Origin of the sequence: Brachybacterium epidermidis (assembly GCF_015209585.1) — a bacterium.
GTDB classification, from domain to species: Bacteria; Actinomycetota; Actinomycetes; order Actinomycetales; family Dermabacteraceae; genus Brachybacterium; species Brachybacterium epidermidis.
In genome coordinates this window covers 37643-54097 of record NZ_JADEYR010000017.1, presented here as the reverse complement: position 1 = coordinate 54097, position 16455 = coordinate 37643, and the positions used below count along the sequence as shown (strand labels likewise).

General features: G+C 71.9%; 13 protein-coding genes. 6 read left to right on the top strand and 7 right to left on the bottom strand.

Annotated elements, in window-relative coordinates:
- A partial coding sequence (locus IOE58_RS12590; RefSeq protein ID WP_193866717.1) for a bifunctional metallophosphatase/5'-nucleotidase occupies positions 1–2255 on the bottom strand: 2255 nt, incomplete at its 3' end.
- 555 nt (positions 2256–2810) lie between these two features.
- Between IOE58_RS12590 and IOE58_RS12585 the strand changes: the two genes are divergently transcribed.
- Positions 2811–4205 carry an NAD(P)/FAD-dependent oxidoreductase gene (locus IOE58_RS12585; RefSeq protein WP_193866716.1) on the top strand — a complete coding sequence of 465 codons (1395 nt, stop codon included), beginning with the start codon at positions 2811–2813 and terminating at the stop codon, positions 4203–4205.
- A 256-nt stretch (positions 4206–4461) separates the two neighbouring features.
- On the opposite strand, the gene IOE58_RS14690 is transcribed toward IOE58_RS12585, so the two are convergent.
- From IOE58_RS14690 to IOE58_RS12570, 3 genes are all read right to left on the bottom strand, one after another.
- A complete protein-coding gene (locus tag IOE58_RS14690) occupies positions 4462–7128 on the bottom strand; it encodes a transglutaminase TgpA family protein (RefSeq protein ID WP_193866715.1) in 2667 nt (888 codons plus the stop codon).
- The gene (locus tag IOE58_RS12575; protein WP_348981982.1) at positions 7125–8507 is read right to left on the bottom strand and encodes a DUF58 domain-containing protein; all 1383 of its coding nucleotides are present in this window, start codon (positions 8505–8507) and stop codon (positions 7125–7127) included. Before IOE58_RS12575 ends, IOE58_RS14690 begins: the two co-directional genes overlap by 4 nt.
- Before the next feature lie 95 nt (positions 8508–8602).
- The gene (locus IOE58_RS12570) at positions 8603–9712 is read right to left on the bottom strand and encodes an AAA family ATPase (protein ID WP_193866714.1); all 1110 of its coding nucleotides are present in this window, start codon (positions 9710–9712) and stop codon (positions 8603–8605) included.
- Between the two features lie 473 nt (positions 9713–10185).
- Between IOE58_RS12570 and IOE58_RS12565 the strand changes: the two genes are divergently transcribed.
- Positions 10186–10866, top strand: coding sequence for an LPXTG cell wall anchor domain-containing protein (locus tag IOE58_RS12565; RefSeq protein WP_193866713.1), 681 nt, complete (start codon positions 10186–10188; stop codon positions 10864–10866).
- A gap of 126 nt (positions 10867–10992) precedes the next feature.
- Here IOE58_RS12565 and IOE58_RS12560 read toward each other — a convergent pair whose 3' ends face one another.
- From IOE58_RS12560 to IOE58_RS12550, 3 genes are read right to left on the bottom strand one after another with little or no spacing between them, the layout of a single operon-like run.
- Positions 10993–11802, bottom strand: coding sequence for a cytochrome c oxidase assembly protein (locus IOE58_RS12560; RefSeq protein WP_193866712.1), 810 nt, complete (start codon positions 11800–11802; stop codon positions 10993–10995).
- A 10-nt stretch (positions 11803–11812) separates the two neighbouring features.
- The gene (locus tag IOE58_RS12555; protein WP_193866711.1) at positions 11813–12316 is read right to left on the bottom strand and encodes a DUF2243 domain-containing protein; all 504 of its coding nucleotides are present in this window, start codon (positions 12314–12316) and stop codon (positions 11813–11815) included.
- On the bottom strand, positions 12317–13405 hold the full coding sequence (locus tag IOE58_RS12550) for a YihY/virulence factor BrkB family protein (protein ID WP_193866710.1): 1089 nt from the start codon (positions 13403–13405) through the stop codon (positions 12317–12319).
- A 231-nt stretch (positions 13406–13636) separates the two neighbouring features.
- Between IOE58_RS12550 and IOE58_RS12545 the strand changes: the two genes are divergently transcribed.
- From IOE58_RS12545 to IOE58_RS12530, 4 genes are all read left to right on the top strand, one after another.
- Positions 13637–14047, top strand: a complete 411-nt coding sequence (locus IOE58_RS12545; RefSeq protein ID WP_017823151.1) for a phage holin family protein — start codon at positions 13637–13639, stop codon at positions 14045–14047.
- 1 nt (position 14048) lies between these two features.
- Positions 14049–14567 (top strand): DUF3618 domain-containing protein, encoded by a 519-nt coding sequence (locus tag IOE58_RS14430; protein WP_228020051.1) that lies wholly within the window; start codon positions 14049–14051, stop codon positions 14565–14567.
- Between the two features lie 51 nt (positions 14568–14618).
- Complete coding sequence (locus IOE58_RS12535; RefSeq protein ID WP_193866709.1) at positions 14619–14915, top strand: DUF4235 domain-containing protein; 297 nt, start codon at positions 14619–14621, stop codon at positions 14913–14915.
- Positions 14916–15006: 91 nt separating this feature from the next.
- A complete protein-coding gene (locus tag IOE58_RS12530; RefSeq protein WP_193866708.1) occupies positions 15007–16398 on the top strand; it encodes a TIGR01777 family oxidoreductase in 1392 nt (463 codons plus the stop codon).
- Positions 16399–16455 lie beyond the last annotated feature (57 nt).

Sequence of the window (16455 nt, the reverse complement as noted above, 5' to 3'; positions counted from 1 at the left end):
TCACCGGGCTTGCCGGGCTGCCCGTCGTCACCGGGCTTGCCGGGCTGCCCGTCGTCACCGGGCTTGCCGGGCTGCCCGTCGTCACCGGGCTTGCCGGGCTGCCCGTCGTCACCGGGCTTGCCGGGCTCACCGGGCTCGCCAGGCTCACCGGGCTTGCCCTGGTCGTCATCCTCGCAGGAGGCAGGCGGGCCACCCTCGGTCCAGGTGGAGGAGGGAACCTCGATGGTGAACTCCGAACCGGTCTCCGGCACAGCGGTGATGGTCAGCCGGACCGAGGTGCCCTCGGGCACGCACAGCCAGTCGGTGAGGGTGACGCCGCCGAAGTAGCGGCCGGACTCCTCGTCGAGCACGTAGGGGGCCTCGAAGGTGCCGTACTCTCCGGCGTTCACGATGACCTTCTCGATCTGGGGGGCGCCCAGGCTCAGGGACTCCAGGTTGCCCAGTCGCAGCACCGGATCCTGGTCGATGCCCTCCTCGTCGTTGTACTCGCCGCTCTCCAGGATCTGCACCGACAGCTGACGCTGCGCGTAGTCCGGGGCGACCGGGGAGTTCTTCTCGAAGTAGGTGGACAGTGCATCGCGGTCCAGCACGCCGGTGTCGCGGATGTTGGAGGCCTGGGCCAGGGTGGTCATGCCGTCGCCTCCCTCGAACAGGAAGCTGGCCGCCACGATCGTGTAGGTGGCCTCCGGGTCGATCGGCTCACCGTTGATCTTGAGGTCGATGATGCGATCACCCAGCTCACGAGTGGGGTCGTAGGCGTAGGTGACGTTCTCGGAGACACCGAAGGCGAGGAAGGCCTCCTTGCCGTCGGCGATCCGCCACTGCTCCTCGAGGATCTGCTTGAACTGCGCGCCGGTGACCTCACCGGAGTTCAGGGTGTTGCCGAAGGGGGTGACGTTGTTGGCCTCGGCGTAGGTGACCACGCCATCGCCCTCGCTGCCGGAGGCCTCGTACCAGAACTCGGCGCGGATGCCGCCGGGGTTCATGAAGCCGATGATCTCCTGGCCCTCATAGCCGCCGCGGTCCTCAAGGAACCACTTCATCGAGTCGGCCAGCATGTTGCCGGCGGCGGAGAAGCGGGAGCGGTCATCGCCCTTGGCCGCAGCCTCGTCGGTGCGGGTCCAGGTGCCGTCCACGTACTGGGCCTTGGAGGAGTTCCAGGCGGTGGTGATGTCGCCCTCGATGGTGCCTACGGGGCGGGCACCCTCGATGGCAGCGTCGGCCAGTGCCTGCTCAGCCACACCGGAGGCGGCGATGTAAGCGGGATCGGTGGCGCAGCCGGCGAGCGCCTCGGCGGTGGGCTCGTCGGAGTCCTTGACGGTCTTCACGGGGATCAGCTGGGTGCCGCCCTTGACGACGTCCCAGTCGCCGTCGTCCCCGAGCACGAGCTCGACCGAGCCGATGTGGGAGCCGCTGGAGCCGGCCTGGACGACGGGGCGCACCTCGCCGTCCGGGGCAGGCGCGTCGTAGGCGTACTCGCGATGGGAGTCGCCGTTGAAGATCGCGTCGACATCGGCGGAGGTCTGCTCGACGATCTTGGTGAAGATCGCGCGGTCTCCGGCGGAGGGAGCAGTGCCGGGGTCGGCGGAGGCGCCGGCGCCCTCGTGGTACGAGGCGACGATGACGTCGAACTCCTCGCCGGAGGCCTTCAGCTCCTCGACGGCGGCGTTCACGGAATCCACCGGGTCACGGAACTCCAGACCCTCGACGGCGACCGGGCTCACCTTGGAAGGGGTCAGGGTGGTGACAGCGCCGACCACGGCGACCTTCACACCCCCGGCCTCGACGATCGCGTAGGGCTCCAGCAGGCGGGAGCCGTCGGCCTGGTAGACGTTCGCGGCCAGCGTCGGGAAGTCGGAGTTGGGGACGATCCGGTTCATCAGGTCGTCCTGGTCCTGGTCGAACTCGTGGTTGCCCACCGCGGTGGCCTGCACGCCCAGGGCGTTCAGGAAGTCCAGGGTGGGCTCGTCGTTCTGCACGGCGGAGGCGAACTCGGAGCCGCCTACGCTGTCGCCGGCGGAGATGAGCCCGGAGTTCTCATCGCCCGCCAGGGCGTTGGTGACCGTGCAGGCGAAGGGCTTTCCGACGCTCAGTGCGCCGTGGAAGTCGTTGAAGGTGACCAGCGTGACGGTCTCACCGGGCTCGGCGGCAGCGGCGGATCCGAGCGGCACCACGGCGGCACCGAAGGCGAGGGCAGCGGCGCCCAGGCCCACGGACGCACCGCGCGTGACCCGGCGGGCAGGGGGTACGAACATGACGATGCTCCTGAGGAGGAAAGGGACGCGGAACGGCGACGACGGCGCCGACGGTGGCACCAGCCATCAAACCTCACGTGCTGCTCGACACGCCGAGGGGTTCGCCCTCGCGGAGGCAAGGTGTCACCCGATGTTCCCCTGCGTCGATCCCCCAGGGCCATGGTTTGACCGGGCGACGGGTGAGGCTTTGCCGCATTTTGACGATGCGGGGGCGGGCGGAGCGGAGTGGAACCGACCCCGCGCTCGGGCCGCTTCGCGACCCGGCCACAGACCCCCTCCCTTGCGCACCGCTCCTCGACCCGGCCACCGACCCCCTCCTTCGCGCACCACTAACCACCTCCGCTACTCACCACCGGCCACCTCTCCTACCCACCGTCGGCCCCTCTCCTACCCACCGTCGGCCACCGCCCCTTCGCACCGCGCGTCCCGGTGGCCTAGTGTCGTCACAGTCCCGACGCGCACTGCCGCTCGGTGGCCCGCCCGGCCGATGGCCCGCCCCGGCCCACGGCCCGTGGTCGCCGCTTCGCGCAGTGCCCTGCTTCGAAGGAGCTCCCCATGGTCCTCGGTCTGACTCGTCGCCGCCGTGCCGTCCCCGCGAAGGACGGTGCCAGCTGGCCCCATGTGGTGATCGTCGGCGGCGGTTTCGCCGGCGCGAATGCGGTGCTGGGGCTGCGCGATGCCCGGGTGCGCGTGACCCTGATCGACCGCAACGTGTACAAGACGTTCCAGCCGCTGCTGTACCAGGTGGCCACGGCCGGTCTGAACCCCGGGGACGTCACCATGTTCCTGCGCGGGCTGTCGCTGACGGTGCCGAACATGCGCTACCGGCAGGGCGAGGTCACCGGTGTGGACCCGCAGCGCAGGATCGTCTCCATCGAGGGCGGCGGGGACCGCACGGTGGAGATGAAGTACGACTACCTGGTGCTCGCGGGCGGAGCCACCACCACGTTCTTCGGCACCAAGGGGGCCGAGGAGCACGCCATGCCGATGTACACCCGCTCCCAGGCCCTGGCCATCCGCGACCGGGTGTTCGCCGAGCTGGAGCGCTCCAGCCGGGAGAGCGCCGCCGCGCACGCCGCCGGCCGGCGATTCGAGGACCGCCTGAACGTGGCGGTGGTGGGCGGCGGCCCCACCGGCGTGGAGATCGCCGGCGCCCTGGCCGACTTCCGCAGGCAGGAGCTGGACATCCTGTACCCGGAGATGGACCCGGGCACCCTGCAGATCACCCTGATCCAGCGCGGCAAGGAGCTGATCAAGGAGTTCCGCCCCAGCTTCCGCACGTACGCGGCCCGCGAGCTGGAGGAGCGCGGGGTCACCCTGGCGCTTGGCGAGGGCGTGGCGGAGGTGGGGTACGACTTCGTCCGCCTGGCCGACGGCCGCGTGCTCGAGGCCGACATCACGATCTGGGCGGCCGGCGTGGGGATCCCCGACGAGGTCGCCCAGTGGGGCCTGCCGCAGGACGACCGCGGCCGCATCGTGGTGGACGAGCACCTGCAGGTGGAGGGCTTCCCCGGGGTGTACGCGGCAGGGGACATGGCAGGCGGCGAGCACGGCCTCCCGCAGCTGGCCCGCCCCGCGGTGGAGGGCGGCAAGCACGTGGCCCGGATGATCGCCGCCGAGGTGGCCGGCAAGCCCCTGACCGCGTTCCGGTACAAGAACCCCGGCACCATGGCCACCATCGGCCGCCATGCCGCGATCGCCGAGATCCCCTCCTTCCCCGACCTGTCCGGCTCGATCGGCTGGGCGGCATGGCTGACGGTGCACGTGGGCCAGCTGCTGGGTCACCGCAACCAGCGGGCCGTGTCGATGAACCTGCTCTCGCTGTACGGCGGCACCCGCCGCACGCATCAGCCGAACCCGGTGGTGGGTGAGGTGGACTCCCTGGGGGCGGCCCGGGCGTTCGAGGAGCAGGCGCCGAAGCGCAAGTTCGGCGAGGGCGCACGGGGCTGACCGACCGACGCACAGGCGGTCATCGGGCCGGATGACCGACGCACAGGCGGTCACCAGGCCGGCCGACCGACGCACAGGCGGTCACCGGGCCGGTCGAAACATCAGAAGGGCGACCCGCCCGCGGCCGAGGTGTGAGCAGTTGGCGGTATCGAGGTCCCTAACCGCCAACTGCCTCGAGGTCGAGCGAGGTTCTGCGCCCCGAGGCGCGCCGGCCCGGCTCAGTCGCCAGGTCGCCCCGCGCCCGCGCGGCCCCGGTTCAGTTGCGTCGGCTCGGGGCGCGGGTGAGCAGTTCGGTCAGGGTCTCGGTGTCCTGCCGCAGCACTCCCCCGGCCGCCTCGCCCAGGGCAGACGCACCGGAACCGGAAGCCCCCGCACCGCCCGGCGCACCCGCAGACGCGCCGGAACCGGAAGCCCCCGCACCGCCCGGTGCACCAGCCCCTGCACCGCCAGCACCAGCACCAGCGGGCGCACCAGCCCCAGCACCAGCACCGCCCGGCGCACCAGTCCCCGCACCGCCCGGTGCACCAGCCACTGCACCGCCAGCACCAGCACCAGCACCTGCACCAGCACCAGCACCAGCACCAGCACCAGCACCAGCACCAGCACCAGCACCAGACTGCCCCCCGGACGGTGCGTAGCGGGCCACGTGCACGGCCCGGCCCAGCCGGGCAGCGGCCTGCTCGTGTTGCTGCTCGACGGGGATCCGCCCCTCCCGGGCACGCTCCACCAGAGCAGCCAGCGCCTCCTGCGGCGGCAGGGCGGGATCCAGCTGCAGGTGCACCGGGGGCCTGCCGTACCAGCCTGTCCAGCCCAGCCATCGCAGTCGCCGCTGCCGGGCCCGCAGGGCCGCCTCCAGCTGCGACCAGGCCAGGGCGGTGAGCTCACCCGGGCCCCTCGCAGCGGCCTCCGCCCAGCGCTGCTCCCGCACGGCCGCCTGCCTGCGCTGGGCCCACGTCACCGCGGCCGCCGCAGCGCCAGGCCCAGCAGGCCCAACAGCACGCCCAGGGCTGCCCCCGGCGCCCTCGCCAGCATCCTGCCCGCTGCCCTGGCCGGCGTCGTCCGCGCCGGTGGTGGGATCCTCCGTCTCCGGGGTGGGTTCCGTCTGGTCCGCCTCGGGGTCTCCTCCTCGGTGGGGTGGCCTCCTGCTCGGGGTGGGGTTTTCCTCGTCGGCGGTGCCGGCATCGGGGTCGGTGTGGGCGGGCGGGTTCACGCCGCTGGTGGCGGCCGGGGGCGTGGGCTCGAACGGGACCCAGCCGTGTTCGGGGCCGAACCACACCTCGGGCCAGGCGTGGGCGTTGTGGTTGGTGACCACCCAGGTGTCGCCGTCGCGCTGACCGGCGGTGAAGCCGATGACCACGCGCGTGGGGTACCCCTGGGAGGTCATCATCAGCGCGAAGGTGGCGGCGAACTGCTCGCAGTAGCCGATGCGGTCCTCGAGGAACGTCTCCACGGGGTCGGCCCCGGGCGGGGTGCGCACCGTCAGGGAGTACGCGAAGGAGGTGCGGAAGAACTCCTGGTAGGCCACGGCCGTGTCGTAGGCGTTCTCGGCCTGGGCCTCCTCGGCCAGACGATCCGCGAGATCAACGGTGACCTGCGGGATCTCCCCGGTGATCACCCCCATCTCCAGGGGCTGCCGGAGCTGATCAGCAGGGACGGCGCGCAGCTGCTCGGGAGTGGTCGGGCGCGGTTCGTGGGCGACGCCGTACTGGAACCCGTCGGTGCCGACGCCACCGAGGGTCTGCACCTGGCCGGGGTCACCGGGCACCACGGAGGTGCCGTCGACCATGGGGCCGAACAGGCCGCGCACGTTCTGCGGCATCGGCAGGGTGCTGCCGCCCAAGCCGGTGAGGCTGATCTCGGTGGAGACCAGGTGATCAGTGCGCGCGTCGCGAGGTTCGTGATCGGTCTGCAGGTCGGAGAAGGGGGCGGGAGCGCCGTCGGCCGCCGGGGGCATGCCGGGCCCGGTCACGAAGTCCCCGTCCTCGTACCGGTACATGGTGTGCAGGCGCAGGTAGGAGGGGTCCTCGTCGTCGGTGGTGTAGCGCAGCACCTCGTGCTCCTCACCCCGCAGCAGGTCCTGGCGCACCGAGACGCTGTCGTCGATCATCACCGGCCCCGGCGCGGGTACGTTCCTGCCCTGCCAGGAGTTGACCACGTCCAGGGACAGCGGGATCCGCGGCGGGGCCGTCTGCGGCAGGGCGCGGGACAGCGGCAGGGTGCTGCCCGCCACCAGCAGGCAGCACACGGCCACGGCCGCGGCGGTGCGGCCCCCGCGGGGCAGGGGCCCGGCCTGGGGGCGCTGATCACCCTCGAGGTAGGAGGGGTCGCCGTGCAGGGTGCGGGCGGTGAGGATCAGCAGCCCCGCCACCACCGGTCCCAGCAGGGTCCACCAGGGTCCCCCGGCGGGCTGCTGCAGGGCGGGCGCCAGCATGAAGCCCATCAGCACCAGGGCCGTGGGCGTGTGCCAGCCCAGGTCCAGGAACATCAGGTCCAGGCCCAGCACCACCAGGCTGATCAGCAGCAGCACCACCACCGCGCCCGGTCCCTGCAGGACCACCGGCGGCCAGCTCCCGGCGAGCTCCTGGAAGCCGGCGACGATGATGTCGCGCTGGGCCGTGATGATGCCGCGCGGCCCGCCGCCGATGGGGATCAGCCCCCGCAGCCGCTGCAGGGTGATGATCAGGCCCGACGCCACCGCCAGCTGCAGCAGCGGCACCAGCACGGAAGAGCGCAGCAGGATGCGCAGCAGCACCCCGGAGCCGATCACGCAAACCACGGCCATCGCGGTGAGCACGAACCAGCTGGAGCCCGCCAGCAGGATCGACAGGGGCGCCGAGGCGATCAGGATGCTCACGGCCAGCAGCAGCGCCCGGCGCAGGAGGTGGCTTCCGTGCAGGCCGGGGCGACCCAGCAGGGGGCTCATGTCGCCTCCCCCGGGCCGGCGGCGGTGAGCAGATCGCTCAGGGCATGGTCGACGTGACCGCGCACCAGCATCCAGCCGTTCACGGTGGTCGAGGTGGGGCCGGTACCACCGGCCTCGGGCAGCAGGGCGATGGCGGTGCGGTGGTGGGCGCGGCCGGCGAAGCGGTCCAGCTCGAGGCCGTCGAAGGGGGTGCCGTCGTCGATGCCGAGCGCCACCACCACCTGGGGGTGCCCGGTGGCGTGCTCGCCTCCCTGGGCGTGCCGCGGGGTGGGTTCGGAGTCCTCGAAGTCGAGGTCGGCCAGGGCCATCAGGGAGACCCGCTCCCCCCTCGCATCGGCCTCGCGGCCCAACAGGGAGGCGCCGGCGCGGTGGCGCTCGGCGCGGGTGATCTCATCGCCGTCGGCGTCCACCACCCGCACCTCCCAGCCGTGGGAGCGCAGCCCGGCCAGCACGGAGGCGGCGTGATCCACCAGGCGGTCCTCGGCCGCGATCAGGGCGGCCGACGGTGGCTGCTGGGCATGGGACCCGCCGGGCCGGGGCTGCTGCGCTCCATCTCTGCCGGGCCGGGGCGGCTGCACCCCATCTCTGCCGGGCCAGGGATGCTGCGCCCCATCTCTGCCGGGCCGGGGCTGCTGCGCCCCTCGCCCGACGGGCCCCGTCTGGTGCGGCTGGCTGCCGCTGCGGCGGTTGTCCAGCACGATCAGGGCGGTGCGGCCGACCGGCGGCTCGTCCTCCCGGGTCATCAGGGGGCCGGGGCGGGCGCGGGCCCGCCAATGGATGCGGCGGATGTCGTCCCCCGCCACGTAGGGGCGGGCGATGGGACCGATCTCGCCGATGCCCGGGGCGGTGGCGGCAGCCTGCTGGCCCTGGTGGGCGATGCCGGTGGCGCGGGCGGCGGCCGGGTCGATCTGCTCGGCGACGGGCAGGCCGATGATGCGGGCGTCGTCGTGGATGGTGCGGTCCAGGTGGAACATGCCGAACACGTCCCGCACCACGATGCTGAGCGCCCCCATGGGGTGGGTGCCGCGACGGGTCACGGTCAGGGCGTGCGGCATGCGGTGCGCCAGGGGGAGGTCGCCGCGGCCGCCGAGCTCCTCGGGCAGGTCCTCGCGCAGCACTGCGCGGCCCAGGGGGACGGTGGTGAGCAGGGCCTTCGGGGCCAGGTCAACCTGTATGCGGGCGCGGCTGCCGACCGGGACCACCTCGTCGACCACGCGGCGGCGCACGTGCAGGCCCACCAGGCTCAGCAGGATGCAGGCGCCGCCCACGGCCAGGGTGAGCAGCAGTGCGGCGGCGAGCACCCGGGCGGGCATCACGCGGGTGAGGTCGGCCAGGATCCACAGCGCCACAGCGCACACCGCGACCACGATCGCGCGCACCGTGGGCCGTATGGAGGTGGTGGTTCTCGCTGCACGGTCGCCGGTGCGCTCCCTTGGCTGTGCGGGGGGCGGTGCGTGGTGGCCCGGCGAGGGTGTCACGACACGGAGGTGGTGCGCAGCACCTGGTCCAGCAGGTCCCCGGCGCCGGCGCCGCGGGAGAGGGCCTGCGGGGTCAGGTGCAGCCGGTGGCGCCACACCGGCATGATCATGGCGCGCACGTCCTGGGGCTCGACGAAGGTGCGGCCGTCCATCGCGGCGCGCGCCTTGGCGGCCCGCACCAGGTGCACGGCGGCGCGGGGCGAGGCACCGAGGGTGACCTGGGGGTGGGTGCGGGTGGCCTCGGCCAGGCGCACCACGTACTCCAGCAGCGGCGGGGAGGCGTACACGCGGCGCACGTCGCGGATGTGACGGGCCATCGCCTCGGGGCTGGTGCGGGCGCGCACGGAGTCCAGCACCTCGCGGTCGCCCTCGCGCACGGGCCCGGTCTGGGCATCGAGCATCCGCACCTCGGCGCCGGCCAGCGGGTAGCCCATGGTGGTCTGGGCCAGGAAGCGGTCCCGCTGCGCCTCGGGCAGGCGGTAGGTGCCCTCCATCTCCACGGGGTTGGCGGTGGCCACCACCATGAACGGCTCGGACAGCGGGTAGGTGGCGCCGTCGACGGTGACCTGCCGCTCCTCCATGGCCTCCAGCAGGGCCGACTGGGTCTTGGGGGAGGCGCGGTTGATCTCGTCGGCCAGCAGCACCTGGGTGAACACAGCGCCGGGACGGAACTCGAACTCGCTGGTGGCCTGGTTGAACACGCTCGCGCCGGTGACGTCTCCGGGCAGCAGGTCGGGGGTGAACTGGATGCGGTGCTGGCGGGCGCCGAGAGCCGCGGCCAGGCACTTGGCGAGCATGGTCTTGCCCACCCCGGGGATGTCCTCGATCAGCAGGTGCCCGCCGGCCAGCAGCACCAGCACTGCGATGCGGGCCACTTCCGGCTTGCCCTCCACCACGGTGGTGATCTCCTCCACGACAGCCTGGGACTCCTCCGCGATCCGCTGGGCGGCACGCTCCGCGAGCGGTTCGTCCGACGCGGGGGCGGCGTTCTCGGCGCGCGTCGGCATGGGGTTGCCGACCATGGGGTCGGCGAGGTCAGCGCGGGAATCGCGGTGGGGCCCCGAGGTGGCCCCGGGGTGGTCGGGCTGGAGTTCGGCGTGGGGCAAGGACGGCTCCTGGGGACCGGGGCCGACGTGGCGTTCACGAGAAGTTCGTCCACGGATCGACGCATTGGGCGGACAACAGCGGCGCGTCCCCCTAGAGTATGGCTGAACCCCCTTCTTTTGCTGAGGAGTCTTCTGTGTCCGTTCGCCGACGAACCGCTCCCGCGCGCCTGGGCGCCGGCGTGATGCTCGCTGCTGCCTGCGTGATGGGACCGGCAGCCGCCAACGCCGCGCCGCTGGGTGGGGTGGCGCCGATGGAGACCGGTTGTGCCGCAGAGAAGATCGTTCTAGCACCGAACACAGTCAAGGCCGGCGAGATATTCAATGTCTCAGGGGACTGCTACGACGGCGTAACAGGAGTGAGCATCGCGGTCATCGGAGGCGGTGGGCAGACGACACACAAACCTGCGGAGGTAATCAACGGTCGCTTCAACACGCAGATCAGTGCTCCAGGTCCTGGCTCGTACAGGGTCAGTGTGCTGATTGACAGCCAGGAGCAGGCCAGCGCCACCTTGACTGTCGAGGAGGGCGAGGGCGGCGGCGGAGACAACCCCGGCGACGGCAACCCCGGAGACAACCCCGGCGGCGACAACTCGGACGACGACACCCCCGGCAGCGACAACCCGGACGACGACACCCCCGGCAGCGACAACCCGGACGACGACAACACGGGCGGCGACAACACGGGCACCGGCAACAACGGTGGCGGCACGGGCAACCAGGAGAACAAGCCGGGCACGACCCCGGGTAACTCCGCCCCCGAAACCGGTAGCCCGTCCACCCCGATCAAGGACTTCCCCGGCTCCAACAGCCCCGCTCCCTCGGCCAGTGGTCAGCAGCCCAGCTCCCCGCGGGCCGGCGCCGAACTGCCGGCCGCTCCCGAGACGGGAACTCGTGACTTCTCCGGCAGTGGGAAGTCCCAGCCCACCGCACCGCAGCAGCGCCTGGGTGCACTGTCCGTGACCCTGGGTGAGGCCCTTGCGGGTGCGTTCGGCAACTCGTCCGAGGCTACGGGCAGCAATGCTGAGGCGGCCGACGGCGGCGGTGAGCTGGCCAAGACCGGAACCGAGATTTCCGCGGCCGCCGCATTCACGGCACTGGCCATGGCTGCCGGTGCTGGGATGGTCTGGCTTCAGCGGCGCCGCAACGAGCGCTGAAGCACACGCCGTAGCCTCGTCGCACTCGAAAGGCACCGCTAGGCGGCTCAGGCCAGGCGACGCTCGCGCCCTCCACCCCGGTGCGGCGCTCAGGCCGCCTGGCACGCTCTGCCCCCGCGGGCAAGCTCAGGCTCCGTTGGCGTACGCCGGTTGGAGCCCGTGCCGAGGCCTGGTCGCGGCGTACCAGCCGGCGAACAGCAGCACGATGATCAGCACGTCCACCACGTCGCCGCCGTAGTACATCAGCTGTGCACCGCGCCGAGCATCGGCCGCATCCACCCCTGCCGGCGGGTAGGCGTACAGCCACTTGCCCAGCACGGAGTGCGCGGCGATGAACACGATCAGCACAACCGACCGCACCGCCATCGAGGACCGGTGCGGATCCGGGTCCGGCCCGATCAGCGAGGCGGTGAACAGGTAGCCGGCCAGCACGATGTGCACGTGCACCATCGCGTGCACCAGCACCGACTCGTGCATCAGCGTGTACAGCGTCGTGGTGTACAGCAGCCACAGACCCCCGGCGTTGAGCAGGGCCGCGACAGCTGGATGGGTGACCACCCGCACGTACGGGGTGCGCAGGATGCGGGTGAGGGCCCGCGCCCCTGCCACCGGCAGTGCCCGCAGGGCCAGGGTGATGGGGGCGCCCAGCACCAGCAGCAGCGGACCGGTCATGCCCAGCAGCAGGTGGGCCGCCATGTGGGCGGTGAAGCTCGCATGCGCTGCCTGCGCCAGTGGGCCCGCGATCCCCACCCCGACGCTCACCAGCCCCGTGTACCAGAACAGCGTGCGGCGCAGCGGCCAGGGGCTGCGGTCGCGGGCCGCCCACAGCGCCACCGCGTAGGCGAGCGCAGCGGCGAGGAGCACCACGACGGCCGCGATCTCGAACAGCACCCATCCGGCCGAGCTCGTGGCGTGACCGGTGTGATCGTGTCCCATTCCCGGGCTCTCAGCGGGAGGATGCGGCCGGGCGGGTGCGCCACAGCATCGCCAGGCCGATCAGCAACAGCACGATCGCCGAACCGATCCAGGCCACGTCGTAGGGCAGCAGGTCCACGCCGTAGCGGACCTGGTGGATGCCCAGGATCTTATGGTTGACCACCCCGTCGAACAGCTGGAAGAACCCGACTCCCGTGATCACCGCGGCGGTCCAGCGGGGCCAGGCCACGTGGCCGCGGCGCCGCACGTCGGCCAGCAGGAACAGGCCCCACACGGCGATGAACCAGGCGAAGGCGTGGGAGAACCCGTCGGCGGTCAGCGCCACCTGGGTGGTGGACAGGTCGTAGAAGTGGTGCCACTGCAGGCCCAGATGGAAGATGAACAGGTCGATCATGGCGGCGGCGATGCCGCAGCCGAACAGGAAGCCGGAGGCCACGGTGCGGCGGGCGGGGGGGCGGTGGGGGCGGGGCGGAGCGGCGGGGCCGCCGCCCGACCGCGTCTCAGCGGTGGACATTCACTGCTCCTCGGTGCGATGCGGATCCTCCTGGCTGCGGCCGGCGCTCTTGCGCAGGTTGCGGCCGCGCTCCAGATCCTCCTGGTACTTCTTCTCCTTCTTGTCGCTGGCCTTGGTGTCCCGGGCGGGCAGCTGGAGCTCCTCCTCGGCGGGCATGCCGGCCTGCAGCTCACGCCCGCGCTCGATCTCGCTGTCCACCTCCGCACCGAACAGCAGGATGGCGTTGATGATGTAGATCCACAGCAGCATGATGATCACGCCGGCCAGCGCCCCGTAGGTGGCGTTGTAGTTGCCGAAGTTGGAGACGTACAGGAAGAAGCCGAGGCTGGCCAGGACGGCCACGATGATGGCGAGCAGCGCGCCCAGGCTCATCCAGCGGAACTTGGGCTGCTGGACGTTGGGGGTGGCGTAGTACAGCAGCGCCACCGCCAGCACCACGATTGCGGCCAGCACGAACCACTTGGCGATGTTCCAGACGGCGACCGCTGCACTGCCCAGACCGATCGCGTCTCCCACGGCCTGCGCCACCGGGCCCGAGAGCACGAAGATCATCAACCCGATCACGCCCAGCAGCAGGAACAGGGCGGTCAGCAGGTACATCTGCACGTTCAGCTTGATCGCGCCGCGCCCCTCGGGCACGTCGTGGATGGTGTTCATCGCCCGGCCGAAGGCCTTGGTGTAGCTGGAGGCGGACCACAGGGCGGTGAGCAGACCGATGATCAGCCCCAGGCCCGCCGCGGGAGCGGTGAGGATCGATTCGAGGGCGGGTCGCACCGTCTGCCACATGTCCGCCGGGACGATGCCTTCGGCCTGGTCGAGCACCGCGGTCACCGAGGACTCGCTCTGTCCGAACAGGCTGAGGATCGACACCAGCGCGATCAGGGCCGGGAAGATCGACAGCACGGTGCGGTAGGTCAGTCCGGCGGCGAGATCGGTGCAGCCGTCCGCACTGAACTCCCGCACGGTGGTGCGCAGGATGTACTTCCAGGACGGTGTGGTGACCTCGGTGGGACTGTCGGGCTTGCGGTCGTCCTCGGGGTGGGGGGCGTCGGCCGGGTCGTCCCGGTGGCCTGTGGTGGTCGAGCTCATCGTCACGTCCTATCGCCAGGTGGCGGGCTTGAAGGTCTCCACCGCCGAGTGTAGGAGGGGCACGCGACAAAGCCCTGGGGTGAGCGACCGACCGGTCGATGACCATCCGGCCCCGCTTTTCCACGACTGCGGCCCGTATCCTCCTTCCCAGAACCGCGGCCGCGCCGAGCGGCACCGGGAACGGCGCGGCGCTGGCGGACGAGCCCGCGCACCCCTCGAGAGGAGCTGTCCATGAGCACTGCCTACCCGCCCCAGAAGCAGCCGGGCACAGAGCCGACCGTCGCGGACCTGGTGGACCGCATGACCGAGCAGACCACCCGCCTGGTGCGGGACGAGCTGCGGCTGGCCCGAGTGGAGTACACCGAGAAGGCCAAGCAGGGCGGCACCGCCGCCGGCCTGTTCGGCGCCGGGGCTGTGCTGGCCTGGTTCGGCCTGGGATGCCTCCTGGCGACCCTGATCCTCGTGCTCGCCCTGTTCCTGCCCGCCTGGGCGGCGGCCCTGATCGTCACCGTGGTCGTGTTCATCGCCGCGGGCATCGCCGCCCTGCTGGGGAAGAAGAAGGCGGAGGGCCTCACCCCCGTGCCGGAGCGCACCGTCGAGACCGTCCAGCGCGACATCGATGAGATCAAGGAGAGCATCTGACATGAGCACCAGCCATTCCCACCTGCCCGCCGACCACGACCCCGCCCCCCGCACCCGCGGCGGCGCACTGCCACCGGAACCGGGTGATGACGCATCGGCCGAGGAGCTCGAGACCGACATCGCCCTCACCCGGCGGGAGTTGGGAGAGACCGTCAGCGCGCTCTCTGACCAGCTCAACCCCAAGGTGCAGGCGCAGCGCCAGGTCGCGGACGTCAAGGGGCGGGCTCGCGACCGGGCCGCGCACCTGAAGGCGGAGGCCCTGGGCCGGGTCGAATCGGTCAAAGGACAGGCCCGCGAGCGGATCGACAGTCTGACATCGCGCGGCGACAACCGTTCCGATGCGGGTACCGCACCGGAGACCGTCCCCGTCCCGCCCGGTACCGTCACCGAGATCCGTGCTGAACGGACAACTGATTCTCGCACCGGTGCTGCTGCCGCGCCGGCCGTGTTCGTGGCCACCGGTGCCGCCACCGGTGCCCTGGCGGCCCTGGTCGCGCTGCTGGTGCGCCGGGATCACTGAACGCGGCCCGACGCCCACCGCCAGACCCACCCCCTGACGAAGGAGACCCCGATGGCCCACAAGAAGACCACCAGCACCTCCGCAAAGGTGCTGTACCGCCCGGTCGGCATCCTCAGCGGCGTGCTGAGCGGCGCCCTCGCCGGCATCGTGTTCAAGCAGGTGTGGAAGAAGGCGTCGCCGAAGTCCGTCGACGACGCCCCGTCCGCTCTGCAGTCCGAGTTCCCGCTGTGGGAGATCCTGGCGGCCGCCGCCCTGCAGGGAGCGCTGTACGCCACGATCAAGGCACTGATGGAGCGCGGCGGCGCACGTGCCTTCGAGCGCGTGGTCGGTGAGTGGCCCGGCGACTGACGCGGCTCATCCCCTACTGCGAGGCGGTGCGGCTGGCCTTGCCCCGGCTCATGGCTGCCGTGTCCACGGGGCCACGGCGTATCGTGCCCTCATGCGCATCGAGCTGAGCTCCGTGATCCCCCATCGGCTGGAGGACGTGGTGGCCTGGCATCAGCGGCCGGGCGCACTGGTGCGGATGATCCCGCCGGCGCTGGGCAGCGTGGAGGATCCTCGCCAGGGCGGCATCGAGGACGGCACGCGGGTGCGCACTCGCCTGGGTCCCGCGCAGCTGGGACGGATCCGCCCGGAATGGACCCTCGAGCACAGCGACGTCACGCAGACCCCCACCTCCTTCTCCTTCGTAGATGCGCAGGTGACCGGCCCGTTCCGCGCCTGGCGGCACCACCACCACATGGAGCAGACCGACGACGGTGCAAACACACGGCTGCAGGAGACCATCGACCTCCGCCTGCCGCGAGGGGCCGGGATCGGCGAGCGCATCGCCGCTGGCCAGGTGCGGCGGATGCTGGACTTCCGGGCCGCGCAGCTGGAGCAGGATCTGGACCTGCATCGGCGCCTGGCAGGTGCGCCGCGCCTGACGGTGGCGGTGGCCGGGGCCTCCGGCTTGATCGGCACGCAGCTGACCGCGCTGCTGAGCACCGGCGGGCACCGCGTGCTGCGGATGGTGCGGGGCAGGCGCGCGGGCGAGGGGGAGATCGCGTGGGACCCGGCGGCCGGGGTGCTGGATCCGTCGGACCTCGAGGGGGTCGATGCGGTGGTGAACCTGGCCGGGCGCAGCATCGCGACCCGGATGACGGCCCGCGCCAAGCACGAGATCCTGGCCTCCCGCACCTCCTCGTCGGGGCTGATCGCCCGCACCCTGGCCCAGCTGGCCCGCAGCGGGTCCGGGCCGCGCATTCTGGTGCAGGCCAGCGGCATCGGCTACTACGGGGCGAGGCGCCCCGGTGAGCTGCTCACCGAGGACTCCGCACCGGGCGAGGACGTGCTGGCGAACGTGTGCCGGGCGTGGGAGAAGCAGATGGCTCCGGCCGCCCAGGCGGGGGTGCGCACCTGCGCTGTGCGCACCGGGATCGTGCTGACCGATGCGGGAGGTGCTCTCGCCCCGCAGCTGCCGCTGTTCCTGGCCGGTGTGGGCGGCCCGCTCACCTCACGGGACGCGGCGATCAGCTGGATCACCCTGGATGACATGGCACGCAGCTACGTGCACGCCCTGCTCACCGACGCGCTCGACGGCCCGGTGAACGCGGTGGCCCCGCAGCCCACGACGGCCGGCGAGCTGGCCCGCACCCTGGGCAGGGTGCTGCACCGCCCCTCCGCCGTGCCGGTGCCGCCGTTCGGTCCGCGACTGGTGCTGGGCCGGGAGGGGGCACGCGCGATCGTCGAGACCGATCAGCGGGTCAGCGACGAGCGCCTGCGCGCCAGCGGCTTCCAGGCGGCGCACCCCGAGCTGGAGGGCGCCCTGCGGCACGTGCTACGGCGCTGATCCGCACGGCCCGCCCCCGATAAGGCCCAATGCCGCGCGAACCCATTGTTATAGTGT

Bases quoted from the DNA above. Each gene is read 5' to 3' on its own strand.
- IOE58_RS12550 (WP_193866710.1), bottom strand. From the start codon at position 13,405: ATGAGCTCGACCACCACAGGCCACCGGGACGACCCGGCCGACGCCCCC.
- IOE58_RS12585 (WP_193866716.1), top strand. From the start codon at position 2,811: ATGGTCCTCGGTCTGACTCGTCGCCGCCGTGCCGTCCCCGCGAAGGAC.
- IOE58_RS12535 (WP_193866709.1), top strand. From the start codon at position 14,619: ATGGCCCACAAGAAGACCACCAGCACCTCCGCAAAGGTGCTGTACCGC.
- IOE58_RS12530 (WP_193866708.1), top strand. From the start codon at position 15,007: ATGCGCATCGAGCTGAGCTCCGTGATCCCCCATCGGCTGGAGGACGTG.
- IOE58_RS12555 (WP_193866711.1), bottom strand. From the start codon at position 12,316: ATGTCCACCGCTGAGACGCGGTCGGGCGGCGGCCCCGCCGCTCCGCCC.
- IOE58_RS14690 (WP_193866715.1), bottom strand. From the start codon at position 7,128: ATGAGCCCCCTGCTGGGTCGCCCCGGCCTGCACGGAAGCCACCTCCTG.
- IOE58_RS12545 (WP_017823151.1), top strand. From the start codon at position 13,637: ATGAGCACTGCCTACCCGCCCCAGAAGCAGCCGGGCACAGAGCCGACC.
- IOE58_RS14430 (WP_228020051.1), top strand. From the start codon at position 14,049: ATGAGCACCAGCCATTCCCACCTGCCCGCCGACCACGACCCCGCCCCC.
- IOE58_RS12560 (WP_193866712.1), bottom strand. From the start codon at position 11,802: ATGGGACACGATCACACCGGTCACGCCACGAGCTCGGCCGGATGGGTG.